Annotated in this window: 16 protein-coding genes; 1 reads left to right on the top strand and 15 read right to left on the bottom strand. The window is 71.1% G+C overall.

The genetic code is table 11. The features are described from left to right. Window positions 1-8: 8 nt before the first annotated feature. The 6 genes from ACFYYW_RS01145 to ACFYYW_RS01120 are packed head-to-tail and all read right to left on the bottom strand — an operon-like array spanning window position 9 to window position 6595. Entirely contained in the window at window positions 9-1421 is a 1413-nt protein-coding gene (locus ACFYYW_RS01145; protein ID WP_387643544.1) for an amidase, read from the bottom strand. Further along, entirely contained in the window at window positions 1418-2233 is an 816-nt protein-coding gene (locus ACFYYW_RS01140) for an ABC transporter ATP-binding protein (protein ID WP_387643542.1), read from the bottom strand. Before ACFYYW_RS01140 ends, ACFYYW_RS01145 begins: the two co-directional genes overlap by 4 nt. Then, a complete protein-coding gene (locus ACFYYW_RS01135) occupies window positions 2226-3182 on the bottom strand; it encodes an ABC transporter ATP-binding protein (RefSeq protein ID WP_352329867.1) in 957 nt (318 codons plus the stop codon). The genes ACFYYW_RS01140 and ACFYYW_RS01135 overlap by 8 nt, the downstream gene beginning before the upstream one ends. Continuing rightward, window positions 3182-4015: an ABC transporter permease gene (locus ACFYYW_RS01130; RefSeq protein WP_387645469.1), complete on the bottom strand. Its 834-nt coding sequence runs from the start codon at window positions 4013-4015 to the stop codon at window positions 3182-3184. The genes ACFYYW_RS01135 and ACFYYW_RS01130 overlap by 1 nt, the downstream gene beginning before the upstream one ends. A 22-nt stretch (window positions 4016-4037) precedes the next feature. Beyond that, window positions 4038-5003, bottom strand: a complete 966-nt coding sequence (locus tag ACFYYW_RS01125; RefSeq protein ID WP_352329865.1) for an ABC transporter permease — start codon at window positions 5001-5003, stop codon at window positions 4038-4040. After that, the gene (locus ACFYYW_RS01120; RefSeq protein ID WP_387643539.1) at window positions 4973-6595 is read right to left on the bottom strand and encodes an ABC transporter substrate-binding protein; all 1623 of its coding nucleotides are present in this window, start codon (window positions 6593-6595) and stop codon (window positions 4973-4975) included. The genes ACFYYW_RS01125 and ACFYYW_RS01120 overlap by 31 nt, the downstream gene beginning before the upstream one ends. Window positions 6596-6731: 136 nt before the next feature. On the opposite strand from ACFYYW_RS01120, the gene ACFYYW_RS01115 reads away from it, so the two are divergent. Further along, on the top strand, window positions 6732-7811 hold the full coding sequence (locus ACFYYW_RS01115) for a LacI family DNA-binding transcriptional regulator (RefSeq protein ID WP_387643537.1): 1080 nt from the start codon (window positions 6732-6734) through the stop codon (window positions 7809-7811). 371 nt (window positions 7812-8182) lie between these two features. Here ACFYYW_RS01115 and ACFYYW_RS01110 read toward each other — a convergent pair whose 3' ends face one another. The 9 genes from ACFYYW_RS01110 to ACFYYW_RS01070 form a co-directional block, all read right to left on the bottom strand. After that, window positions 8183-8617 (bottom strand): SRPBCC family protein, encoded by a 435-nt coding sequence (locus ACFYYW_RS01110; RefSeq protein ID WP_387643535.1) that lies wholly within the window; start codon window positions 8615-8617, stop codon window positions 8183-8185. Window positions 8618-8740: 123 nt separating this feature from the next. Then, window positions 8741-9694, bottom strand: a complete 954-nt coding sequence (locus ACFYYW_RS01105; RefSeq protein ID WP_387643533.1) for an LnmK family bifunctional acyltransferase/decarboxylase — start codon at window positions 9692-9694, stop codon at window positions 8741-8743. After that, window positions 9691-9933, bottom strand: a complete 243-nt coding sequence (locus tag ACFYYW_RS01100; protein ID WP_352328148.1) for an acyl carrier protein — start codon at window positions 9931-9933, stop codon at window positions 9691-9693. Before ACFYYW_RS01100 ends, ACFYYW_RS01105 begins: the two co-directional genes overlap by 4 nt. Further along, a complete protein-coding gene (gene dmpG, locus ACFYYW_RS01095; protein WP_387643530.1) occupies window positions 9926-11014 on the bottom strand; it encodes a 4-hydroxy-2-oxovalerate aldolase in 1089 nt (362 codons plus the stop codon). Before dmpG ends, ACFYYW_RS01100 begins: the two co-directional genes overlap by 8 nt. After that, window positions 11011-11913, bottom strand: a complete 903-nt coding sequence (locus ACFYYW_RS01090; RefSeq protein ID WP_364416171.1) for a hypothetical protein — start codon at window positions 11911-11913, stop codon at window positions 11011-11013. The genes dmpG and ACFYYW_RS01090 overlap by 4 nt, the downstream gene beginning before the upstream one ends. Further along, window positions 11910-12713, bottom strand: coding sequence for a 2-keto-4-pentenoate hydratase (locus ACFYYW_RS01085; protein ID WP_387643527.1), 804 nt, complete (start codon window positions 12711-12713; stop codon window positions 11910-11912). The genes ACFYYW_RS01090 and ACFYYW_RS01085 overlap by 4 nt, the downstream gene beginning before the upstream one ends. A gap of 5 nt (window positions 12714-12718) precedes the next feature. Further along, window positions 12719-13705 (bottom strand): class I SAM-dependent methyltransferase, encoded by a 987-nt coding sequence (locus ACFYYW_RS01080; RefSeq protein ID WP_387643525.1) that lies wholly within the window; start codon window positions 13703-13705, stop codon window positions 12719-12721. Between the two features lie 14 nt (window positions 13706-13719). Beyond that, the gene (locus ACFYYW_RS01075) at window positions 13720-14634 is read right to left on the bottom strand and encodes a phytanoyl-CoA dioxygenase family protein (protein ID WP_387643523.1); all 915 of its coding nucleotides are present in this window, start codon (window positions 14632-14634) and stop codon (window positions 13720-13722) included. A gap of 17 nt (window positions 14635-14651) precedes the next feature. Further along, a complete protein-coding gene (locus ACFYYW_RS01070) occupies window positions 14652-26603 on the bottom strand; it encodes an amino acid adenylation domain-containing protein (RefSeq protein WP_387643521.1) in 11952 nt (3983 codons plus the stop codon). Between the last annotated feature and the right edge of the window lie 3 nt (window positions 26604-26606).

Raw genomic sequence — 26606 nt, 5'->3', positions numbered from 1 at the left:
AAGTCTCCTCAGAGCTGCGGGCGGGTGGGCCACGGCAGGACGCGTTCGACGGCGGCGCCGATGTGGAAGACCGTCGCGTCGTCGTAGCTGCGGCCGACGATCTGCGTCCCCGTCGGCACGCCGTTCGACGCGAGACCGGACGGGACGTTGAGCACGGGGCAGCGGCTGGCGATGTTGAAGACGGTCGTCAGCGAGTACTCCAGGTAGTGGTCGAACTGGACCCCGTTGACCGTCAGCTTGGTGTCCACGTAGTCCTCGCCCGCGGGCAGCGCGGCGGTGCCCGCGGTGGGGCAGATCAGCGCGTCGTACCGGTCGAGCACGTCGCCGATCACGGCGTAGATGCGGCCCTCCAGCTCCAGCCCGGCCAGGAAGCCGTCCCGCGCCAGCGCGGCGCGCGAGTCCTCGGCGAAGGCGAGGGCGTAGGGCGTGAGTTCGTCGCGGTGCGTGTCCGCCACGCCGGCGACCATGGGACCGAAGATGGCGCCGAAGTGGATGAAGGCCGCGCGCATGACGTCGGCGCGCCGCAACGGCACCTCCACCTGCTCCACGACGGCCCCGGCGGCGGCCAGCGCGTCGGCGACCGCGCGGGTGTTGGCCGCGACGTCCGGCTCGATCTCCCAGTTCCCCAGGTCGGGGGAATAGGCGATGCGCAACCCGGCGACGTCGCCGAGGCGTTCGGGGATGTGCACGGCGGGGCGGATGGACACGACGTCGGCCGGGTGCGGCCCGACGATGACGTTCTGCAGGAGCGCGCAGTCGGCGACGGTACGGGCCATCGGCCCGTCATGGCAGTAGTGGTCCAGGTTGTACGGCGACATCGCGGGCACCCGCCCGTAAGGCGGCTTGTATCCGACCGTGCCGGTGGCCGCGGCGGGCAGGCGGATCGAGCCGCCGATGTCGGACCCTGTGGCGAGCGTCGCCGTCCCGGACGCCAGGGCCGCGCCCGCGCCGCCGGAGGAACCGCCGGGCGAGTAGTCCAGGTTCCAGGGGTTACGGGTGAGGCCCCACAGCCGGGAGTGCGTGTAGGCGGCGCAGCAGAACTCCGGCGTGGTGGTGCGGGCATGGACGATCCCGCCGGCGGCGACGACCCGTTCGACGACCGGATGGGTGGTGTCGGCGACGTGCCCGGCGTGGGCCAGGGAACCGTCGCTGGCACGCCTTCCCGCGATCGGCTGCTCGTCCTTGGTGGCGACCGGCAGCCCTTCGAGCGGTCGCGGCGACCCGTTGCCGAGGTAGGCGCGCTCGGCCTTCCTGGCCTGATCGAGCGCCTCGTCGAACATCGTCTCGCTGAGCGCGTTGACCCGCGGCTCGACGGCCTCGGCCCGCTCGATGACCGCGGTCATGAGCTCGACGGGCGACAGGGCCCGGGTCCTGAACAGCTTCAGGGCTTGCGTGGCGGACAGGTGTGCGAGCTCACTCACATGATCTCCTGAAGGGCGCGCCGGTCGGCGGCGATCTGGGCGGGATCCCAGCCCGGCCGCGGCACGGAGTGCAGCAGCAGGCGGGTGTAGGGATGCTGGGGGGCGGCCAGGACCTGCGCGGTCGGCCCGGCCTCGACGACCTTGCCGCGGTGGAGCACGACGATGTCGTCGGCCGCGTGCCGGACCAGGGCCAGGTCGTGGGTGATGAACAGGTAGGCGATGTCGAGGTCGCGGCGGATCCGCGCCAGCAGGTCGAGGATCTGCGCCTGGATGGACACGTCGAGCGCCGAGGTGGCCTCGTCCAGGATCAGCACCTTCGGCGCGGTGGCCAGCGCGCGGGCGATGGCGACCCGCTGGCGCTGGCCGCCGGACAACCGCCTGGGCCGTACGGCGGCCTCACGCTCGCCGAGCCCGACGCGCTCCAGCAGTTCCTCGCGCCGGGCCCGCCGGGCCTGCTTGTCCAGGGCGAAATGCAGGCGTAGCGGCTCCTCCACGCATTCGCTCACGCTGATCCGCGGATCCAGGGAGAGGTAGGGGTCCTGGAAGACCAGCTGGATCTCGCGCGCCCGCGACAGCCTGGCCCGGCGGCCCCGCGGGGCGCGCGAGCGGTTCCGGCCCTCGACGCTGATCCGCCCGGCGTCCGGGAGCTCCAGGCCGACGAGCATCCGCGCGGTCGTCGTCTTGCCCGATCCCGACTCGCCCACCACGGCGAGCGAGCCGCCGGCCCGCAGCGAGAAGGAGACGCCGTCCACGGCCGCCTTGTGGCCGTACGCCTTGCGCAGCCCCTCGACCTCCAGCACGTTCTCAGTCATGGACCGGCTCTCCAGCTCTCAGGCACGCCACCTGCGCGCGTTCCAGGATCTCCAGGTCGGGCCGTCGCTCCCGGCATCGTTCGACGGCCAGAGCGCAGCGGGCCTCGAAGGCGCACCCGGCCGGGGACTCGGCCAGCGACAGCGGCCTGCCGGGCACGCCGTGCGGCGGCTCGGGGGACTCCAGCCGGGGCGTGGCCGCCAGCAGCCCGGCCGTGTACGGGTGCCGGGGGCGGGCGAAGAGCTCGCCGGTGGCCTGCTCCTCGACGATGCGGCCCGCGTACATCACGTAGATGCGGTCGCAGATGGCCGCGGCCAGCTCCAGGTCGTGGGTGACGAACAGCATGCCCATCCCGCGCGCGGTCCTGAGGTGGGACAGGATCGCGATGACCTCCGCCTGCGTCGTGACGTCCAGGGCGGTCGTCGGCTCGTCGGCGAGCAGCAGGTCGGGCTCCGCGGCCAGCGCCCCGGCGATCATCACTCGTTGCAGCATCCCGCCGGAGAACTCGTGCGGGTGACGGCGCAGCGCGGCTTTCGGGTCCTCGATGCCCACCGCCTCCAGCAGCCCCTCCGCCCGATCGAGAGCCTGCCGGTACGGCAGCCCGCCCGCCCGCAGTCCCTCGGTGACGAAGTCGCCGATCCGCCGGACGGGATTGATCGACGCCCGCGGATCCTGGAAGATCATCGCCACGCGCCGGCGGCGCAGGGCACGCAGCCCCGCTGCGGTCTGCGCCAGCACGTCCTGGCCGTCGACCAGGACGCGCCCGCTCACGGCGGTCCGCCCGGGCAGCAGGCCGAGCACGGCCCGGCAGGTGACGGACTTGCCCGACCCGGACTCGCCGACGAGCCCGACGGCCTCGCCCTGGGCGACGCGCAGCGACACCGCGTCCAGGATGGGGCGGGCCGCCTGGCCGGGCGCCAGCCGTACGGTCAGATCGTCGATCTGGAGCATCAGCGCTCCCTCCCGGAGACGCGGTCGGCGATGCCCTCGCCGACGACGCTGAAGGCCACCACCGTGATCACGACGGCCGCGCCGGGGGCCAGCGCGGGCAGCATGGCGCCCTGGAGCAGGGCGGAGGCCCCTTCGTTGATCATGGCGCCCCAGTCGGGGACGGGCGGTTGCGTGCCGAACCCGAGGAAGGACAGCGCCGCGAGGTCCATGAGCGCGTAGCCGAAGTTGATCGCCGACTGGGCGAGGATCAGCGGGACGACATTGGGGACCAGGTGTTTCAGGCAGATGACCCACCCGGACCAGCCCTGCACCCGGTAGGCGTGGATGTAGGGGCGGGACATCTCCCGCAGGGCGACGCCGCGCGCCAGCCGTCCGACGTAGGGGGTGTAGGCGATGCTCATCGCCACGACGGGCGCGGTCAGGCCGGGGCCGAACATGGCCACCAGCGTGATCGCCAGCAGCAGCGCGGGGAAGGCGAAGACGAAGTCCATGGCGCGGGACAGGACCGCGTCGAGCACACCGCCGGTCCAGGCGGCCAGGACGCCGAGCAGGGTGCCCGCCACCGTCGACAGGGTCACCACCAGGAGCGGGCCGAGCAGTCCCGCCCGCGCGCCGTGGATCAGGCGTGACAGGATGTCGCGGCCGGACTGGTCGGCCCCGAGCAGGTGATCGGCGCTCGGGCCGCTCAACGCGGCAGAGAAGTCGATGGCGAGCGGATCGTGCGGCGCCACGACCGGCGCCAGGATCGCCACCGTCACCAGGAAGGCCAGGACGGCGACGCCGGCGACGGTCATCCGGTCCGCGGGAAGCCGGTAGCGGCGGTGGAAGGTCACGGCTGTCAAGAGGACTCCTTCACTACGCCCTGCGCAGACGCGGATCGATGGCCGGCTGAACCAGGTCGACCAGCAGGTTGGCCGCCGCGAAGACGACGACGATCAAGGTGGTGACGGCCTGCACGACCGGGAAGTCCTTGACAGTGACCGAGCTGACCAGCAGTTGCCCGATCCCGGACAGGCCGAAGGCGGTCTCCACGATCGAAGTCGCGACGAGCAGCCCGGCGATCACCGTGCCGGTGACCGTGCTGATCGGGCCGAGGGAGTTGCGCAGGACGTGGCGCCGGATCACCGCGTTCTCCTGGACGCCGCGCGAGCGTGCCACCTCGACGTGCTCGCGGGCCAGTTCCTCCAGCATGGACGAGCGGGTGACCCGGGCCAGCAGACCGGCGAACGTCAGGGCGAGCGCGGCCGCGGGCAGGGTCAGATGCCAGACGCGGTCGACCGGTCCCTCGCCGTTGCCGAAGGCGGGGAACCAGCCGAGCTGGACGGAGAACAGCGAGATCAGCCCGATCGCCGCGACGAAGGAGGGGGTCGCGGTGGCCACCCCGGTGCCGATGAGGACGATCCGGTCGAGCGGGCCGGGCCGCAGCGCGGCCAGGGCGCCGAGGATCAGCCCCGCGACCACGATGAGCAGCCCCGCGTAGCCGACCAGGAAGAGCGTCGTGGGCAGCCTGGCCAGGAGCAGCCCGGTCACGTCCTGCCGGAACTGCACCGACCGGCCGAAGTCCCCGGTCACCGCGCCGCCGACCCATTTGAGGTACTGCATGAGGAACGGATCGTCCAGGTGGTACTGCGCCCTGATCGCCGCGATCGCCTGCGGAGAGGCCGAACGCCCTTGGGTGAGGAAGGAGGCCGGGTCTCCGGGAGCCAGGTACACGGCGGAGAACACCGCGAACGACGCCCCGACCAGCGTCGCCACCAGACCGGCGAGCCTGCGGGCCAGGAAGGCGCCCATCAGTTCGCCGACCCGAGCACTGCCGCCCACGGATAGACGAGCTGGGTGATGCCGGTGGGCGCGCCGGTGAGCCGCTTGTTGAGGAACATGCTGTGCGGCACCTCGTACAGCGGGATCCACACCATGTCCCGGACGGCGATCTCCTGGAGCTTGGCGACCACGGCGGCGCGGGCCGCGGGGTCGGCCTCGGCGCCCGCCTGGTCGACGAGCCTGTCGTACTCGGGGTCGGAGTAGCCGCCGTAGTTGGCGAAGTTGCCGGTCTGCAGGATTCCGTAGAACTCCAGCGGATCGGGGGTGGAGTCGTACCAGATGGTCATGACCAGGTCGACGCCCTGACGGGCCTTGGGGTCGGAGAACAGCGCGGAGTAGGCGTCGGGGGCCACCGCCTTCTGCTCGACCCGCAGTCCGATGGCCTGGCCCGCGGCCTGGACGGCGTTGGCGATGACGCCGATGTCGGGAGCCATCGTGCTCGTGGCGATCACGATCTTCTTGCCCGTCCCGCCGGCCTCCTTGACCAGCTTCCTGGCCCCTTCGAGGTCGGTGTTCAGCTCGGGGAGCTTGGCGTAGTACTGCTTGGCCGCCTCGGGGGCGATGCCCCACGCGCCGATCGCCGCGGGCGCCTTCGCCGGCGTGGCAACCCTGGCCACGCTGGCCTGGAGAATGCTCTTGCGGTCGAGCGCCATGGACAGCGCCTTGCGCAGCCTCAGGTCGCCGAGCGTGCCCTTGAGGTTGAGCGGGATGAGGCTGACGGCCGCGCTGTTGGGGCCGAAGTACAGCTTGCCGCTGGAGGCGCTGCCCAGGCGGGTGAAGCCGGTGGTGGGGACCAGGTAGCTGCCGTCCGCCTCGCCCGAGAGCAGGGCGTTGACGCGGGCCGCCGGGTCGGAGATGAAGACGTTGCGCACGGTCGCGGCCCTGGCCTTGAGCGCGGGGTCCCAGTAGCCGTCGAAGCGTTTCAGGTTGATCGCCTGCCCCTTCTCCCACTTGTCGAGGGAGTACGGGCCGGTGCAGTTCACGCCCTTGTCGGGGGTGCCGTACCCGGAGCCCTGCGCGGCCAGGAACGCGGCGCTCTCGATGGTCCCGGCCGAGGTGCCCATCTGCTCGTTGAACAGGTGGTCGGGCTTCTTCAGGTGGACGGTGACCTCCATGGGGCCGGTCTTCTCCACCGATTTGACGTTCTGGTAGGACGAGACCCAGTACGAACCCACCGCCGGGTCCATGTGCCGCCGCATGCTCGCCACCACGTCGTCGGCGGTGAGCGGCGATCCGTCGTGGAAGCGCACGCCCTGGCGGATCGTGTACACCCAGCGCCCGGGATCCGGGGATTCGGCCTTACTGGCCAGCCCCGGCTCCACCCGGGAGCCGGGGGTGATCCGCATGAGCTGCTCGCACACGTTGGCGAGCACGGTGTTGGGCGGGTAATCGAAGGCGTAGGCGTAGTCGAGCGACTGCGGCTCCGCGTAGAGCGCCCAGGTCACGGCGTCCACCGGGCCCTTGGCCGGCGGCAGGTCCGCCGTGACGGTGAAGGTTGCGGAGCCGGCGGCCTTCGGGGCGGCCGCGCCCCCTCCACAGGCAGTGGCCGCCAGTACGGCCAGCGCCGCGACGGCGAGTCGAGCGGTACGCATCGGACCACCTCATCCTCGTGCGGGAAAGTGCCATGAGTATTGGTGAAGGAACGTTCCTGCACAAGACACTGAAGGAACGATTCAGCAACGGTCAGCGAGGTGGCGAATCGCCTGACATCCTGCAAAGATCGGACCCATGGACGAGCCAAACCGTAAGGCCGCCGCGCGCGTGCGCCTGGTGGACGTCGCCCGCGCGGCGGGGGTGTCGAAGACCACCGTCTCGGACGCGCTCAACGGCGCGGGCCGCCTCCCCGACGCCACCCGCGAGCATGTCCGGCAGGTGGCGCGCCGGCTCGGCTACCGGCCGAACGCCACGGCGCGGCGGCTGCGCGCCGGGCGCTCACGCCTGCTCGGCCTCGCCGCCCGCGAGTTCGTCGAGCATCCGTGGTTCTACACCGAGCTCGCCTACTTCGCCCGGCTGACCGCCGCCACCACCCGCGCGGGCATGACCCACGGATACGGCGTGGTGCTGCTGCCCACCACCGGCCCCGACGACTACTGGACCGACCTGCCTCTCGACGGCGTGTTCGTGGTGGATCCGGTCGAGGGAGATCCGCTGGTCGGAGACTTTCTCGCCGCGGGGGTGGCCGTGGTCTCCGACCGCAGGGCCGTGGCGGGGACACCGTGGCCGTGGGTCGACTTCGACTACGGCGCGGCCCTGCGCGGCGTGCTCGACCACCTGGAGGAGGGAGGCGCCCGGCGGGTCGCCGCGGTCGGCGCCCCGACCACGGCCTGCTACCACCGCGATTCCGTCCAGGCCTACCTCGACTGGAATGCGGAAAGGGGCCGCGACCCGTTGCTGGCCCAGCTCGACGGCCCCGGGTTCGAGCCGACGCTCGCCGCGGTGGAGAGCTTGCTGAGTGATCCCGAACCGCCGGACGCGCTGGTCGTGCTCGTCGAGATCAGCCCGTCGCTGCTCCTGGACAGGATCCGCAAGCTCGGCAGGTCGGTGCCCGGCGACCTGCTGCTGGTCTGCGCGACGGAGGATCCCACGGCGCCGTTCACGGATCCGCCCGTCAGCACGCTCAGCTTCCTGCCGGTCGAGACGGCCGACATCGCGGTCGGGATGCTCGTCGACCTCATCGAGGGCCGCGGTGTCGCGGGCGGCCGGCTGCTCCAGGCGAGGTTCGACGTCCGGGCCTCCTCCGACCCCCGCTCCGTGCCGGGACGCGCAGCGGGCTTCCCGGGGAGGCGACCCCGGTCGTCCTCGCGCTGAGTCCTCCGGCGCCTTCGAGCACCTGGATGACGGCGAGGTCGCGGTCGACGTCCAGGACGAGGCCGTGCCTGCGTTGGCCGGAGTCCAGGGTGATCGTGGCGTACTCGTCCCAGCCGTTGGCCGACCTCGACGCCCTCACCGACACGTTGTGAACCGCTTGCAGAAGAAGCCGCACCGGACGGATGCGAGGCCGCGCCCGGCAGACCACCTCCGGCACCTGGAAGCCGATCCCTGGCGGCAGCCCCGACAGGACGCGAACCACGACCCCACCCCTCGCACAAGCCGACGACGCTGGGTGCGGTGGCCCCAGACGTCGCGTGGCATGAGCGGCCGATCGTTCCCGGCGACCCCGCACCGAGGTGACCTCGGGGTCAGGAAGCGCAGAGGCCGGCCAATCGGCGGACGTCGGCGCGGATCGACCGTCGCAACAACCACTTCAGCGCCGGCTCCAGCAACCTCTCGGAGGTCACGCGCGGGGCGACTCGCACATGGAAGGTGAAGCGGCACCGGTCCGCGCCGAGCGGCTCGACGAGCCTGCCGCCCTCGGCGTCGATCCCCGAGGTGGTGCGCCAGGCGAACGAGCGACCCGGCTCCACCTGGATCACCTCGCCGCCGTTGCGATAGGTCCGACCCGCGAACCGCATCACCTCAGCAGTGGTCGTGCCCACCTGAACGATGCCTTCGGGGCGCGGCGCCATCGTCTCGACGCCCTTGCGCCAACGTGGATCCTGGCCGTAGTCGGCGACGACCGCCCACACCAGCGCGGCCGGGCAGGCGATCTCCCCGTCTTCCTGAAGCTCGATCATTCGGCGATGGTACGAGGTCGGCGAGCCACAACTGAACACGGTGAACGGTTCATGATCACCGCCCCGGCAGCAGGCGCTCCCCGACCAAGCTCGACGAGCCCGGGAAGCCGAGGCTTCCCGAGCTCAGTTCTGGGGCCCGCACTCGATCTCGACGGCCGTGGTCGCGAGCAGATGACGCGTGACGGAGTCGCGCAGTGCCATGTCGATGATCTCGATCTCCGGCTGGGCCGGGTCGTGCCATCTCCGGACGGTGATGGCGAACACGGCGCCGGGGTCCGCGTTGCCGAAGTAACCCACCTTCTGGTCGATCACGCGGCGCTGGAGGAACTGTTCGTCGGCGCGACCCAGCGAGCGCCACAGGCGCAGCAACGCAGAGTCGAAGATGGAGAAATAGGAGGCGAAATACACCAGTCCGGCGCCGTTGATGTCCCGCGTGACGTCCAGCGTGTACTCGAAGGTGTGCTCGGGGCCGGCCATCGCGTAACCAGGCGGCGCCGGAGCGCAGAAACTTCCGGCCCCGCGGGCCCGGCCGACCAGTGTGCGCGGCGAGTAGTCGTTCGGCAGTCGCGGCAGGCCGGCGAAGACGAAGTCGGGAGGCACGACCTGGGCGAGGCCCCGGTTGCTGGCCGGGCGGCCGCGCGTGACCCACCGGTTGAAGTTCTCCACGTACATGCAGTCCGGATGGGGCAGCTCGTACATCTCCGCCGGGTCCAGCGGGGTCGCGGCGAGGCCCAGGGCGAGGGGCGCGAGCCGGTGCAGCGTCAGCACCGACTGGCTGCCGAACTGGAACACGCGCGAGTCCACCTGGAGCTCGTCACCGAACGTGAGGCCGTGCGGGTGGACGACCTTCCCCCCGCGTACCCGGTAATAGTAGAAGGACAGGTAGGCGGGGTCCCCGTCCGCCGTGCGGGCCCGGTGCACGTTGGTGCCGCACGCCGCCGCCACGGCCTCCCAGGTCCAGTCCCCGATGCGGCCGAAGACGAGCGAGCCGCCGCCGCACATCCCGGGAGATACGACCACCTTCCGCGTCATGGAGGCGAGGTCGACCATGCGGACCTGGTCCGTCGCGCCGTTCATCGCGGCCACGTCCGGGTGGCGGCGCACTCCTCCAGCAAGCGGGCGACGTCCCCGACCGTGGCGAGCTCCAGGAGCTCGTAGTCGCGGACCTCGATGCCGAACCTGCTGCTCAACACATCCGACAGCTCGACCGCAGCGAGGGAGTCCAGCCCCACTTCGACCAGGCTCGCAGTCGCGGTGACATCATCCGCTCGCATCTGGAAGTGGTCCACCAAGATGTCCTTGAGCGCCTCATACACGGCTTGCCCCTCTTTCGTTCGTGCTGATCGATGAGCCGGTGCCGCCGGCGGACCTGCGCAGGGTGAGCGCCACGTCGACGATGAGGTCCTCCTGGCCGGCGACCGCCTGGAGCCTGCCCAGCTCGAAGAAGACGTCGCGCGGATCGACGCCCTCGCGTTCGGAGACGTCGAGCACCCGGTTCTTGAACCCGGAGAAGACTCCGGCCAGGCCGCTGACGATGGAGATGGAGTCGATGGTGGGCGGGGCCGGCATCAGCGTCCGCCCGGCGACGTCCGCCGCGTCGAGGAGCCGGTACAGGTCTATGCCCGTACGGAACCCGAGCCGTTCCAGGACAGGCACCAGGACCTCCAGTTGCGTGTTGCCGGCGCCGGCGCCGAAGCCCCTGGCGCAGGCGTCGAGGATGTCGGCGCCCGCCTCGGCGGCGGCGATCGAGTTCGCCACGGCCATGCCGAGGTTGTTGTGGCCGTGGAACATCACCGGCACGTCCACGGCGGCCCGGATGGCCGCGACCCGCTCGGTGACGTCCGCCGGGAGGTAGTGACCCGAGGAGTCGAGGATGCCCACGCCGGTCGCGCCGAACCCGACGAGGCGCGCGCACTCCTCGGCCAGCCGCCCGGGGCTCGCCATGTGGCTCATCAGCAGGACGCCGTGCGCCTCCACGCCCGCGTCGCGCAGGTACCCCAGATGCCGCTCGGCGAGGTCTCCCTCGGTGCAGTGGGTACCGATCCGGACCAGATCGGTGCCGTGCGAGAGGGCTTTGTTGAGGTCGCGGACCGTGCCCCACCCGGGCAGCATGAAGACGCCCAGCCTGCTGGACGACAGGGCTTCCCTGACGGTCGAGAGCATCTCGTCGTCGCTCAGCCGCGCCTGGCCGACCTGGAGGGATGAGGCGCCCAGCCCGTTGCCGTGGCCCACCTCGACCACCGGCACGCCCGCGGCGTCCGCGGCCTCCGCGTACGCCCGCAACTGCTCGCGCCCGAGGTCGTGCCGCACCGCGTGGTGGCCGTCGCGCAGCGTCGGATCGTGGATCAGGATCGGTCTGCCCGCGCGCTCGTCCCTGGTGTCCGCTGTCTGGCTCATGACGTTTCCGCCCCTGCGATCGCCGGCCGGTGCGCCGCGTACAACTCGGCGACGGTGAGCGCGGCGGAGTTGATGATGTCGAGATTCCCGGCGTAGGAGGGGATGCGGTCGCCGGAGGAGGTGACCTCCACGGCGACGAAGGCCCTGCCGTCGTTCACGGTGCACGCCATGACGTCGACCCCCCTGACGAACGGGCGCATCTCGCTCACGGCCGTCGCCGCCAGCGCGCTCACCACACCGGCTTCGAGGCCCCGGCCCAGCAGGGACATGGACACCCGGAAGGTCGCCGGCGGCCGGGCCGGGCTGATGTTGAGCAGCGCCTTCACGTTCTCGACCCCGGTGAAGTCGCGGATCGCGTCCTGGGTGGTCTCCACGTACTCGTCGAGGTTCAGGCGCGTCCCGCGGCCCACGCTCAAGGTGGCGGCCGTGGTGACCACCTCGATGTAGTCGATCGGGTATGCCCGCGCGATCGCGTGCAGGACCGGGATCGAGGCCTGCCCGCCGCAGGTCACCATGCTGATGTCGGCTATGTCGTGGCGGCCGGTGACATCGGCCCCGTTGACGGTCGGGACGACCAGGTGCCCGGCCTTGCTGGGCGTCAGGTCGACGAGCTTCGTGCCGAGGGGCACGAGCCGCTCCGCGTGCTCGGCGTGGGCCGCGGCGTTGGTGGCGTCGAAGACGACGTCGAACGGCTCCTCGGTGGCGAGGAGGGAGCGGACGCCGTCGGTCGCGACCGGCACGCCGAGCCGGGCGAGCTGCCGCAACCCTGGGGCGGCGACGTCCCGGCCCGCGACGAGCCGCAGGTCGAGGGCATCGGAGCGGATGATTTTGATCGCCAGGTCGACCCCGATGAGCCCGGCGCCGAGCACCGCCACGGACAGCCGTCCGTCCGATTTCATGCCCCTCCCCCGCCGACGTGCAAGGTGATCGCGCCGAGATGGTCGAACTCCGCCGTGAACGTGTCGCCGGGGCGCAGCGGGACCGCCGCGTGCAGCGCACCGGTCATGATCAGATGCCCGGCCTCCAGCGAGACCCCCTGCTCACCGAGCACGTTCGCCAGCCAGGCCACGACCGCGACCGGATCGCCCATGGCTGCGGCGCCCGCCCCGGTCGCCACCAGCTCGCCGTCGCGGGAGAAGGCCATGCCGACCAGCCGGTAGTCCAGGTCCGGCGAGGGCGGGACCGGGTGCCCGACGACGACGGCGCCGTTCGAGGCGAGGTCGGCGATCGTGTCGGCGAGCCCGATGCGCCAGTCCTCGATCCGCGAGTCGACGATCTCCAGCCCGGCGCGGACCTCACCGATCGCAGCGCGTGCCCGCTCGACGGTCACTCCCGGTCCGGCCAGCGGCTTCGCCAGCCGGAAGACGATCTCGGCTTCCACCTTGGGCGCGATGAACGCCTCGCACGACACGGTCGCGCCGTCGGCCAGAACCGTGGAGGACAGCACCGGCCCGTAGTCCGGGGTGTCGACCCCGAACATGCTGCGCATCGGGGCGGAGGTGAGGCCCGCCTTGTACCCGATGACGGCGTCGCCGTCCGCGAGGAGGAGCGCGACGAGCTCTCGCTGGACGGCGTACCCGTCGTCCATGCCGAGCCCCGGGTCCGTGTCGGTGAACGGCGGGATCGGCACCCGGCTCTTCCTGGCCTCGTAGAGTGCCTTGGCCCGGCGTACGGTGTCCTCGTGATCACGTGACGGCATCGCGGTCACCCGGCGGCCACGAACAGGCGGCTGCCGGGCATCCGCAGCGGCGTGCAGGACACGTCGGTGAACCCCGCCCGCCGGAACCCGGCGCGCCACTCGGCCTCGGGCGGCAGCAGCACCTGCATCGAGCCGGCGTGCAGGTAGGTGAACAGGGCGCTGAAGGCCCGGTCCCGCGGGGTGTCCGCGTAAGGGACGGCGTCGGTCACGACCAGGCACCCGCCGTCGGCGATGGAGTCGCGGCAGGCGCGCAGGATGCCGTCGAACACCTCCTGGTCCCCCACCACGTCGTGCATCACGAAGCCCGCGTGCACCACGTCCGCGCCACGGACCGGGCCCGGGTCCTCCACGAGCGACTCGATGGAGCGGTTCGCCACCGTGAGCCGGTCGTGCACGCCCGCCCGCCGGGCGGACCGCTCGGCCTCCTCGCACGCCGCCGGGCTGATGTCCAGCGCCAGGCCGGTGCTGCTCGGCAGCGTGGTCAGGAGGTGGATCAGCAGCCTGCCCGCGCCCGCGCCGAGGTCGACGACGCGCTGCGGCTTGCGGCCGGCGATCTCCGCGACGATGTCCGGATAGAAGCCGTAGGAGCCGATCCAGCGCGAGGAGATGGCGACCCGCCGGCCGTCGCGCCGGTACTGCCCGGCGGCCGCCTCCGGCCCGCTCAGGAACTCCACCGCATGATCGATGTACGGGCGGTTCGCGTTGAGCGCCCACGAGAGGTAACCCGCCTCGTAGCGGCGATCGGCCAGATCGGCGCACGGTATGAAGCTGCGCGCGTCCGCGCCCTGCTCCACGAGCCCGGCGGCGAGCAGGGCGCGCAGGAAGGCGCGGGCGCCGGCCTCAGGGACCCCGGCGGCCGCCACGACCTCGTCGAGGGTGAACGGCGCCGCCCGGTCCAGGAGCGTGGAGATCCCCAGTTCCTCGGCCATTTCCAGCAGGGCGGCGTTCGCGGCGAGATCCGCCGCGATCTCCTTGGCATCGTTGCTGTTCATTCGTCCCCTTCGGATCAACTCTTGACGGTCCCCTCTTTGAGGCGCCGCACCATGCGGTGGGCGGCCTCAAGAGGGCTCTCGTCGCGCTCCGCCTCGCTGAACCCGTACGTGCCGTTCATCGCGGCGGCCCGCTCGTTCCACTCCGCGTCGCCGGCGAACGGGATCGTCTCGCCCTCCTGCCACAGGGGGTAGGGACGGTAGTTGTTGATCCCGGGGATCGGAGCGCCGCGGACCAGGAGCGGATCCAGGTAGAGCCCCTCGTTGGAGATACGGGTGGTCGCCGCCATGTATCCCACGTCGAGGCCGCACCGCCGCATCGCGGACGTGTTCTGCCTGGAGTGGTGCAGCAGGTGCGGGTGATGGATCGACACGTCTCCCGGCTGGAGCTCGATGGCCACTTCGCCGGCCTTGTCCAGCCACTCCTGGACCAGGTCCTCCTCGCAGGTGGAGAAGAGCATGTTCGGGATGTCCGAGCGGGGGACGGGCTCGTGCATGGCAGCGCGATGGCTTCCGGGGATCACGCGCAGGCACCCGTTCTCGGTCGTCGACGCGTCCACCGCGACCCAGACCGTCAGGGCCTCCATCGGGTCGAGCTTCCAGTAGGCGCCGTCCTGATGCCACAGGACGGGCCGGCCGTCGTACGGCGGCTTGCAGACGTAATGGCCGGTGAAACAGGCGATGTCCGGGCCGAGGAACAGCTCGGCGATGTCGACGAGCCGTTCGTCCGCGACCATGCGGACCCAGAAGGCGTCGTTCCGCATCAGCGGGTGGTGGTATTCCTCGGGCCGTAGATCCGGATACTTCTGCCCCAGCCATGCTGTGTGGGCGCCGGCTTCCCGGACGAGTTCGGAGTCGATCACGCCACGGAGAATCGCGAAGCCGTTCTCGTCGTATTCCTCTCTCAACTTGACCGGATCGATGTCTGTCATCTCTAGCCTCCTTCGGCTCAGCGAGTTCCGCTCTCACGCAACCTGGCCGCGATCGCCGCGATGGTCTGGTGTTCGAACATGTCGACGAGGGTGACGGGCAAGCCCTGGTCGTTGGCGACGCCGACGACCTCGGCGGCCAGCAGGGAGTGCCCGCCGAGGTCGAAGAAGTTGTCTTCCACGCCCACCTCGTCCAGGCCCAGGACGGCAGCCCAGATCGACGCCAGCACCTCCTCCACCTCGGAGCGCGGCCGGACCGGCGCGCTGCCCAGCTCCGGCCGCCCCGATCCCGGCTCCGGCAGGGCCCGCCAGTCCACCTTGCCGTTGGCCGTCAGCGGCACCTCGTCCACCACCACGAACGCCGAGGGCACCATGTACTCCGGCAATCGCGCCCGCAATGCGGCGCGGACCATGCCCACCGTCTCCGCCGCGGGCGAGTCGCTGACAAGGTAGGCAAGCAGCCCCTTGGTTCCCGCCTCCTCGGCCCGGGCGACCACCACCGCCTGCCGAATCCCCGCAACCGACGCGATCACCGCCTGGATCTCGCCGGGTTCGACACGGAACCCGCGGATCTTCACCTGATCGTCGACCCGGCCGATGAACTCCAGATCACCGCTCGACCGCTGCCGCACCAGGTCACCGGTGCGGTAGAGACGCGCCCCGGTCTGGAAAGGATGCGGCACGAACGCCGCCGCGGTCAGCCCCGGCCGCCCCAGATAACCGCGCGCCAGCCCCGGCCCGGCCAGATACAACTCACCGACCGCGCCGATCGGCGCCGGCCGCATACGCTCGTCCAGCACATACGCCTCGACGTTGCCGATCGGCCGGCCGATCGGCACCGGCCCGTCCTCAGCCCGCCAACCGGCCACCGGAAACGTCGTGGCGAACGTGGTGCACTCGGTGGGCCCGTACCCGTTGACCAGCTCCACGCCCTCCGGCACCCGGGCCACGTGCCCCGGGCTCAGTGCCTCCCCGCCCACCATCAACTGCTCGATCCCGGCCAACGCCTGCGGATCGGCATCGATCACCTGGTTGTACAACGACGTCGTCAGGCACGCCGTGGTCACCTGCTCGGCTCTGATGACCTGACCCAGCGTCGCCGCGGTCGGCACCCGCTCCGGGAACACCACGCAGCGCCCGCCGTGCAGCAACGCGCCCCAGATCTCGAAGGTGGAGGCGTCGAACGCGGCCGTGGCCGCGTGCAGGAACACCCGATCCGGCCCGAAACGCACGAACCCCGCATGCACCAACCCGACCACAGCCCGATGAGGCACCTGCACACCCTTGGGACGACCGGTCGAGCCCGAGGTGTACATGACGTACACCAGGTTGTCCGGCGACACCGGCACACACACCTCATCCGCGGGCAGACCCGCGATCGCCACCAGCTCGTCAGCCCCGATGACCAGCCGGCACCCCGAGTCAGCGATCATGAACTCTCGCCGCTCGACGGGCAGCTCAGGGTCCAGCGGCAGATAGGCCGCACCCGCCTTCACGACGCCGACCAGCACCGCGACCAGGTCGATCCCCCGGGGGAAGCACACTCCCACCACGTCATCGGGTCCGATACCGGCTGCCCGGACGTAGGCGGCGACCTGGTTGGCCCGCGCGTTCAACTCCCCGTAGCTCAACCGGTCCGCGCCGCAGACCAGCGCGAGCGCCTGCGGGGACGCGAGCGCCTGAGCGGCGAACAACTGCGCCACCGAATCGTCCGGCACCGGCACCCGCGTGGCGTTCCACTGCCGTAACAGCGCCTGCTCGCCCACGCTCGGCTGTGCCAGCACCGACACCGGCGACCCGGGGGCCACGCTGACCCGTCGCAGCACCTCCAGGTAGTTCGCCATCAACCGCTCGACGGTCTCCCCGTCGAACAGGTCCAGCGGGTAGATCACGGTGGCGTCGATCCCGCTTTCCGGGCCTTCGGCGAGGAGGACCTCGAGGTCGCAGCGCGAGGTCCGCTGGGCGACGCCGGTGAGCGGCTTCACCTCGACGTCAGGCAGTTCGAGCGTCCAGAAGGAGCTCTGATACCGCCCGATCTCGACGTGCTGCGGTTGCATGAGCTGGAACACCACCTGGAAGAGCGGGTGGCGGGACAGGTCCCGCTGTTCCTGGAGTTCCTCGACGAGCTTCTCGAACGGCAGGTCCTGGTGGGCGTAAGCGCCCAGCGCCGCCTCACGCACCCGCGTCAGCAACTCCGTGAACGACGGGTCACCCGAACAGTCGGTCCGCATCACCAACGTATTGGCGAAGAACCCGACCAGTCGTTCCAGTTCCGGCCGTATCCGGCCCGCGATCGGCGATCCGACCACCACGTCCTGCTGCCCCGAATACCGCGACAACAGCGCCTGGAACGCCGCCAGCGTCACCATGAACAACGTCGCGTTCTGCTCCCGGCCCACCGCGCGTAATCCGGCCACCACCTGCGCGGGCACCCGGAACCGCACCACCCCACCCCGGTAGGAGGGCACGACCGGGCGGGGGCGATCCAACGGCAACTCGATCCCCGCCGGCATCCCCGCCAACCGGTCCCGCCAGTAGTCCAGATGTCCCGCCAGCACCTCACCGCGCAACCACGACCGTTGCCATGCCGCGAAGTCGGCGTACTGCACCGGCAACTCCGGCAACACCGGCTGCCGCCCGGCGGCCAACGCGGCGTAGCACTCCCCCAACTCACCCAGCAGAACGCCCCACGACCAGCCGTCGGAAACGATGTGATGCGTCGTCAACAACAACACGTGATCGCCCTCACCCAGCCGCACCAGCCGCGACCGTAGCAACGGCCCGGACGCCAGATCGAACAGCGTCACCGCCTCCCGCTCCGCGACCAGCCGCGCCCGCGCCACATCCGCGGCCTCCTCCACCTCCAGCAACCGCTCCGGCACCGGCCCCACCACCTGGAACGGCCGCCCGTCCACATCGGCGAACACCGACCGCAACACCTCATGCCGCCCGACCACCCACCGCAGCGCCCCCTCCAGCGCCACCACGTCCAACGCACCCTCCAGCCGCAACGCCAGCGACACGTTGTAGAACGGATTACCCGGCACCAACCGATCCAGGAACCACAACCGCTGCTGCGCGAACGACAGCACCAGCTCCCCGCCGTCACGCGGCACCGGAGCCAACTGCGGCAACGCCGACGCCGTGCCCGAGGCGGCTGTCACCGCGGCGGCCAGACCCGCCACCGTGGGCTCCTCGAACAGTGTCCGCAAGGGAACCTCGGCACCCAGCACCTCCCGCACCCGCGACATCACCTGCGTCGCCAGCAGTGAATGCCCACCGAGGTCGAAGAAGTCATCGAACACCCCGACCTCGTCCAGACCCAGCACGGCAGCCCAGATCGACGCCAGCACCTCCTCCACCTCGGAGCGCGGCCGGACCGGTGCGCTGCCCAGCTCCGGCCGCCCCGATCCCGGCTCCGGCAGGGCCCGCCAGTCCACCTTGCCGTTGGCCGTCAGCGGCACCTCGTCCACCACCATGAACGCCGACGGCACCATGTACTCCGGCAACCGCGCACGCGCGTAGCCACGCGCCGCGACCAGCAGGTCTTCCGCGGCATCGGCATCGGGCACCAGGTACGCCATGACCCGATGCTCGCCGGACGCGTCCGCGCGCACGCCCACCACGGCCTGGCGCACCCCGGGGCACTCCTGGACCACGGCCTGGATCTCGCCGGGTTCGATGCGGAACCCGCGGATCTTCACCTGGTCGTCGACCCGGCTCAGGTACTCCAGGTCTCCGTTCGAGCGCTGCCGTACCAGGTCACCGGTGCGGTAGAGACGCGCCCCCGCCCGGAAGGGGTGCGGCACGAACGCCGCCGCGGTCAGACCTGGCCGCCCCAGATAGCCGCGCGCCAGCCCGAAGCCTCCCAGGTACAACTCACCGACCGCGCCGATCGGCGCCGGCCGCATACGCTCGTCCAGCACGTACGCCTCGACGTTGCCGATCGGCCGGCCGATCGGCACCGAGGTGCCGTCGTTGGCCCGCTGGTCGGGATGGATGCTGCCGGTCAGGGCCTCGGTCGGCCCGTACAGGTTGAAGAGGGCGGCGTCCAGGCGCGTATGGAACCACTCGGCGAGAGACGTGGACAGTGCCTCGCCGCCGGCGATGATCCGCTTGAGGCTGGGGCAGCGCTCGTCGCCCAGTTCCGTGAGGAACAGCTCCAGCATCGAGGGCACGAAGTGGGCGTCGGTCACCTTCTCCGTGCGGATGAGCTCGACGAGGTAGGGGAGATCGGCGTGTGCGTGCGGTTCGGCGATGATCAGGCGTGCGCCGGACATGAGCGCCTGGAAGATCTCCGCGACGGACACATCGAACGTGGCGGGAGCCTTCTGCAACATGGCGTCGTCAGCCGCCATGGGGCACAGGTGGTTGATCCATGTCAGGGCGTTGGTGACGGAGCGGTGAGGGATGGCGACGCCCTTGGGACGACCGGTCGAGCCGGAGGTGTACATGACGTACACCAGGTTGTCCGGCGACACGGGCACACACACCTCGTCCTGGGGCAGGCCCGCGATCGCCACCAGCTCATCGGCGCCGATGACGAGCCGGCACCCGGAGTCGGCGATCATGAACTCTCGCCGCTCGACGGGCAGCTCGGGGTCCAGCGGCAGGTAGGCCGCGCCCGCCTTCATGACGCCGACCAGCACCGCGACCAGGTCGATGCCCCGGGGGAAGCACACTCCCACCACGTCATCGGGTCCGACACCGGCTGCCCGGACGTAGGCGGCGACCTGGTTGGCGCGCGCGTTCAGCTCCCCGTAGCTCAACCGGTCCGCGCCGCAGACCAGCGCGAGCGCCTGCGGGGACGCGAGCGCCTGAGCGGCGAACAACTGCGCCACCGAATCGTCCGGCACCGGCACCCGCGTGGCGTTCCAGCCCTCGATCAGGGCCGCTTCCGCACCGCTCGGCCGCACCAACGCCGACACCGGACGGGCCGCGTCGGCCGCGACCTGCGCCAGCAGAGCCGCGTAGTTGCCCGCCAGCCGTTCCATGGTGTCCTGATCGAACAGGTCGACCGAATAGATGAAGCTGCCTTCAAGGCCACCGTCCGGCCCGTCCTGCAGCAGCACCTCCACATCGAACCGCACCGTCGCCTGATCCGGCTGGAACCAGCCGACCTCCACACCGGGCAACCGCAACTCCCAGTCGCCGGGGGCATGGTAGAGCTGGAACATCACCTGCACCAGCGGGTTGCGCGACAGATCCCGCTGCTCGTGCAGCTCCTCGACGAGCTTCTCGAACGGCAGGTCCTGGTGCGCGTACGCGCCCAGCGCCACCTCACGCACCCGCCCCAGCAACTCCGTGAACGACGGATCACCCGAACAATCGGTCCGCATCACCAACGTATTGACGAAGAACCCGACCAGTCGTTCCAGCTCCGGTCGCACCCGGCCCGCGATCGGCGATCCGACCACCACGTCCTGCTGCCCCGAATACCGCGACAACAGCGCCTGGAACGCCGCCAGCGTCACCATGAACAACGTCGCGTTCTGCTCCCGGCCCACCCCACGTAATCCGGCCACCACCTGCGCGGGCACCCGGAACCGCACCACCCCACCCCGGTAGGAGGGCACGACCGGCCGAGGCCGATCCAACGGCAACTCGATCGCCGCCGGCATCCCCGCCAACCGGTCCCGCCAGTAGTCCAGATGCCCCGCCAGCACCTCACCGCGCAACCACGACGCTTGCCATGCCGCGAAGTCGGCGTACTGCACCGGCAACTCCGGCAACACCGGCTGCCGCCCGGCGGCCAACGCGGCGTAACACTCCCCCAACTCACCCAGCAGCACCCCCCGGGACCAGCCGTCGGAAGCGATGTGATGCATCGTCAACAACAACACGTGATCGCCCTCGCCCAGCCGCACCAGCCGCGACCGCAGCAACGGCCCGGACGCCAGATCGAACAGCGTCACCGCCTCCCGCTCCGCGATCAACCACGCCTGGGCCACATCCGCGGCCTCCTCCACCTCCAGCAACCGCCCCGGCACCGGCCCCACCACCTGGAACGGCCGCCCGTCCACATCGGCGAACACCGACCGCAACACCTCATGCCGCCCCACCACCCACCGCAGCGCCCCCTCCAGCGCCACCACATCCAACGCACCCTCCAGCCGCAACGCCAACGGCACGTTGTAGAACGGATTACCCGGCACCAACTGATCCAGGAACCACAACCGCTGCTGCGCGAACGACGACATCAACTCCCCGCCGTCACGCGGCACCGGAGCCAGCTCCGGCAACGCCGACCCTGACGCCATCTCCACCGCAACAGCCAGGCCCGCCACAGTCGGCTCCCCGAACAGTGCCCGCAACGGAACCTCGGCGCCCAGCACCTGCCGCACCCGCGACAGAACCTGCGTCGCCAGCAGCGAATGCCCACCCAGATCGAAGAAGTTGTCTTCCACGCCCACCTCGTCCAGGCCCAGGACCGCAGCCCAGATCGACGCCAGCACCTCCTCCACCTCGGAGCGCGGCCGGACCGGCGCGCTGCCCAGCTCCGGCCGCCCCGATCCCGGCTCCGGCAGGGCCCGCCAGTCCACCTTGCCGTTGGCCGTCAGCGGCACCTCGTCCACCACCACGAACGCCGAGGGCACCATGTACTCCGGCAATCGCGCCCGCAATGCGGCGCGAACCATGCCCACCGTCTCCGCCGCGGGCGAGTCGCTGACAAGGTAGGCAAGCAGCCCCTTGGTTCCCGCCTCCTCGGCCCGGGTCACCACCACCGCCTGCCGAATCCCCGCAACCGACGCGATCACCGCCTGGATCTCGCCGGGTTCGACACGGAACCCGCGGATCTTCACCTGATCGTCGACCCGGCCGATGAACTCCAGATCACCGCTCGACCGCTGCCGCACCAGGTCACCGGTGCGGTAGAGACGCGCCCCGGCCCGGAAAGGATGCGGCACGAACGCCGCCGCGGTCAGCCCCGGCCGCCCCAGATAACCGCGCGCCAGCCCCGGCCCGGCCAGATACAACTCACCGACCGCACCGATCGGCGCCGGCCGCATACGCTCGTCCAGCACATACGCCTCGACGTTGCCGATCGGCCGGCCGATCGGCACCGGCCCGTCCTCAGCCCGCCAACCGGCCACCGGAAACGTCGTGGCGAACGTGGTGCACTCGGTGGGCCCGTACCCGTTGACCAGCTCCACGCCCTCCGGCACCCGGGCCACGTGCCCCGGGCTCAGCGCCTCCCCGCCCACCATCAACTGCTCGACCCCGGCCAACGCCCGCGGATCGGCATCGATCACCTGGTTGTACAACGATCCCGTCAACCAGGCCGTCGTCACGCCCTCCGCGGCGATGAGCTCCCGAAGCCCTGCCGCGGTCGGCACCCGTTCCGGCAACATCACGCAGCGCCCGCCGTGCAGCAACGCGCCCCAGATCTCGAAGGTGGAGGCGTCGAACGCGGCCGTGGCCGCGTGCAGGAACACCCGATCCGGCCCGAAACGCACGAACCCCGCATGCACCAACCCGACCACAGCCCGATGAGGCACCTGCACACCCTTGGGACGGCCGGTCGAGCCCGAGGTGTACATGACGTACACCAAGTTGTCCGGCGACACCGGCACACACACCTCATCCGCGGGCAGACCCGCGATCGCCACCAGCTCATCGGCGCCGATGACCAGCCGGCACCCCGAATCGGCGATCATGAACTCTCGCCGCTCGACGGGCAGCTCGGGATCCAGCGGCAGATAGGCCGCGCCCGCCTTCACGACGCCGACCAGCACCACCAACAGATCGACGCCTCGCGGCAGGCCCACTCCCACCACGTCATCGGGCCCCAGCCCGGCCGACCGGACGAACGCGGCGACCGGGTTGGCGCGCGCGTTCAGCTCCGCGTACGTCAGTCTGTCCGTTTCGCAGACCAGCGCGAGCGCCTGCGGGGACGCGAGCGCCTGAGCGGCGAACAACTGCGCCACCGAATCGTCCGGCACCGGCACCCGCGTGGCGTTCCAGCCCTCGATCAGGGCCGCTTCCGCACCGCTCGGCCGCACCAACGCCGACACCGGACGGGCCGCGTCGGCCGCAACCTCCGCCAGCAGAGCCACGTAGTTGCCCGCCAGCCGTTCCATGGTGTCCTGATCGAACAGGTCGACCGAATAGATGAAGCTGCCTTCGAGTCCGCCATCCGACCCGTCCTGCAGCAGCACCTCCACGTCGAACCGCACCGTCGCCTGATCCGGCTGGAACCAGCCGACCTCCACGCCGGGCAACCGCAACTCCGAGTCGCTGCGGGAATGGTAGAGCTGGAACATCACCTGCACCAGCGGGTTGCGCGACAGATCCCGCTGCTCGTGCAGCTCCTCGACGAGCTTGTCGAACGGCAGGTCCTGGTGCGCGTAAGCGCCCAGCGCCACCTCACGCACCCGCCCCAGCAACTCCGTGAACGACGGGTCACCCGAACAGTCGGTCCGCATCACCAACGTATTGGCGAAGAACCCGACCAGTCGCTTCAGTTCCGGCCGTATCCGGCCCGCGATCGGCGATCCGACCACCACGTCCTGCTGCCCCGAATACCGCGACAACAGCGCCTGGAACGCCGCCAACGTCACCATGAACAACGTCGCGTTCTGTTCCCGGCCCACCTCGCGCAGCCCGGCCACCACCTGCGCGGGGACCCGGAACGACGCCACCCGGCCCCGGTGCGACAGGACCTCCGGCCGGGGGCGATCGAACGGCAGCTCGATCGCCGCCGGCATCCCCGCCAACCGGTCCCGCCAATAGTCCAGATGCCCCGCCAGCACCTCACCGCGCAACCACGACCGTTGCCACACCGCGAAGTCGGCGTACTGCACCGGCAACTCCGGCAACACCGGCTCCCGCCCAGCGGCCAACGCGGCGTAACACTCCCCCAACTCACCCAGCAGCACCCCCCGGGACCAGCCGTCGAAGGCGATGTGATGCATCGTCAACAACAACACGTGATCGCCCTCGCCCAGCCGCACCAGCCGCGACCGCAGCAACGGCCCGGACGCCAGATCGAACAGCGTCACCGCCTCCCGCTCCGCGACCAGCCGCGCCCGCGCCACATCCGCGGCCTCCTCCACCTCCAGCAACCGCCCCGGCACCGGCCCCACCACCTGGAACGGCCGCCCGTCCACATCGGCGAACACCGACCGCAACACCTCATGCCGCCCCACCACCCACCGCAGCGCCCCCTCCAGCGCCACCACATCCAACGCACCCACCAGCCGCAACGCCAGCGACACGTTGTAGAACGGATTACCCGGCACCAACCGATCCAGGAACCACAACCGCTGCTGCGCGAACGACGACACCAGCTCCCCGCCGTCACGCGGCACCGGAGCCAGCTCCGGCAACGCCGACCTCGGCTCCGGCAACGCCCGCCAGTCCACCTTGCCGTTGGCCGTCAGCGGCACCTCGCCCACCACCACGAACGCCGACGGCACCATGGGCTCGGGCAGCCGTTCACGTGCGTAGGTCCGAGCCGCGGCCGTGAGGTCTCGAGCCCTGGCTCGCACGCGCCGAGCGGCCAGGGGGTCGTTGGTGAGGGGGCGGTGTCGCAGGAGGTCGTCCTGCGGGAAGAGGACGGAGCCCGCCTCCGCCGAGGGGACGAGGGCCACGTCGAAGTCGCCCGTGGCTGCTCCGCGCGACCAGCTGAGGTGCACTGAGCAGGGCAGCTCCGCCTCCAGGGCCCAGATGTCCTCGGGGTCGACCCCCTTCTGCACGCGACGCTCCAGGTCGTCGGCCGTGAGCGGGCCGGCGGCTCCGTCCAGGAGCAGCTGGAAAGCGTGGGCCGGCCGGTTGACGCGGGCGTTGGGGACGGACTTGATGCCGACCCCGGCCGGGTGGCTCTCCAGCAGCTCGCGGGCCGACTGCGGCGACAACCGGTCCGCGTTCCAGTCGAGCCAGGTGCCGATCTCACAGGTCTGGGTTTCTCCCACGTGGAGGATGACGTCATAGCGGAAGCGGGTGAGCTCGTCGTCCATGCGCCCGCGCTTGGGCAGGACCTCGCAGTGGGAGACGCGGCCGTGACGCCGCGCGAAGTCGGCGAAGTAGGCCGGGGCGACGGCCAGCTCGCGCTCTTCGCCGAGCGAACGGCGTACCGGGCCTTCGAGGTGCCGCAGGGGCGAGCTGTCCGAGGAGCGGGCCAGGGCGACGGCGAGGTGGTGCGCCCCGAGCAGCGGCAGGCTGCGAACGTCGCCGACGAACACCGTGCCCGATCCGGCCATCACGGCTATCGCGTCGTTCAGCACCTGCTCCAGGTAGTCCTGACCGGGGAAGTACTGGGTGACCGAGTTGATGATCACGGTGTCGAAGCCGGTGCCCGCGACCTGGGCCGTCCGGAGGCCGTCGCAGGCGAACAGCGTGACATTGTCGACGCCTGCCTTCTCGAGCGCGGCGCCGAGTCCGGCAACCGTGGCGGGCGACAGGTCCGTTCCCACGTAACGCTCGCATCCAGGAGCGATGCGCCAGGTCAGCAGGCCCGTGCCGCAGCCGATCTCCAGGACGCGCGAGGGGGCCAGCCGCCCGATCCTGGCCACAGTGGCGTCCACCCGGGCGCGCATCTGGTCGTCGGAGAGGGGCAGTCCGTCGAAGCTGCTGGTCGGGCCCGCGAGGTTGAACCGCTCGTCGTCCGCGACCCGCGTGGCGGTGTCGTCGAAGAATTTCTGCCACTGGCCGACTTGAGAGGCGGCCAGATCGTCGTCCTCCGCCGCGTCGGGCACCAGGTAGGCCACGACCCGCCGGCCGCCGGACGCGTCCGCGCGCACATCCACCACGGCCTGACGCACGCCGGGGCACTCCTGGACCACGGCCTGGATCTCGCCGGGTTCGACGCGGAACCCGCGGATCTTCACCTGGTCGTCGACCCGGCCCATGAACTCCAGATCACCGCTCGACCGCTGCCGTACGAGATCACCGGTGCGGTAGAGACGCGCCCCGGCCCGGAAAGGATGCGGCACGAACGCCGCCGCGGTCAGGCCCGGCCGCCCCCGGTAGCCGCGGGCGATGACCGGCCCGCCGACGTACAGCTCGCCCACCGCGCCCGGCGCGACCGGCCTCATGTCCTCGTCGAGGACGTGGACGTCGGCGTCGCGCCACCGCGGCATCTCGTCCGGCCGGCCGGGATCCTCATCGGCGAGCACGACCACGCGCGCCGCGTCGTCCGGGATTCCGTCCGTGAGCCGGTGGGTGGTCGCGTCGAGCTTCGCCGGCGTGATCGTGAGGAGGCTCAGGTCGCGCTCGTCGTCGAGGAAGCGTGCGAGCCCGTCCGCTTCTCCGTCGTCCGGCACGAGCCTGAGCGTGTTCCCGGCGACGAGCGGGGCGAACAGGGCCGGGACCGTCCCGTTGGAGTCGATGGTCGAGTGCAGCGGCACGCCACGGCCGCCTGTGAGGTCGACCCGATCGGCGAGCCAGGAGAAGTAGTTCACGAGCTGGCCGTGTGTCACCTCGACGCCCTTGGGACGGCCCGTGGTGTCGGAGGTGTAGATCACGCACGCGAGGTTGTCCCGGACGGCGGCACGCGGAAGGGCATCGCCGGGCTCGGCGGCGAGCTCCTGCTCGACGCGGTCCAGCCGCACGACCTCCGTCCCGGCCTGACCGAATCCGTCGACGTCACCGGTCGCCACGATCAGCCGGCAGCCGGCGTCCGCCAGCCTGAAGGCGGCGTGGTCCGCGGGCAGGTCCGGATCCATCGGCAGGAAGGCGCCCCCCGCCTTCATGACGCCCAGCAGGGCGACGATCAGCGACGCGCTCCTGGGGCCGCACACCCCCACAACCGTCTCCGGGCCGACTCCCCGGCCCCGCAGCCGGGCGGCCAGCCGGTCGGTCCGCGCGGCGAGCTCCGCGTACGTCACCTGCCGGCGTCCCTCGGCCAGCGCCACGGCCCCGGGCACGCGGGCGGTCTGAGCGTCGATGAGCTCGTGCAGGGTGAGCTGCAGGACGGGTGCCTGAACGCCGTTCCGGTCCAGGGGCGATCGGTCTGTGGCCTCGTCTCTCACGTG

Origin of the sequence: Nonomuraea sp. NPDC001831, from assembly GCF_042892035.1 — a bacterium.
Taxonomy (GTDB): domain Bacteria; phylum Actinomycetota; class Actinomycetes; order Streptosporangiales; family Streptosporangiaceae; genus Nonomuraea.
The sequence above is the reverse complement of the archived record's forward strand: the minus strand, read 5'-3'. Positions and strand labels throughout refer to the sequence as shown.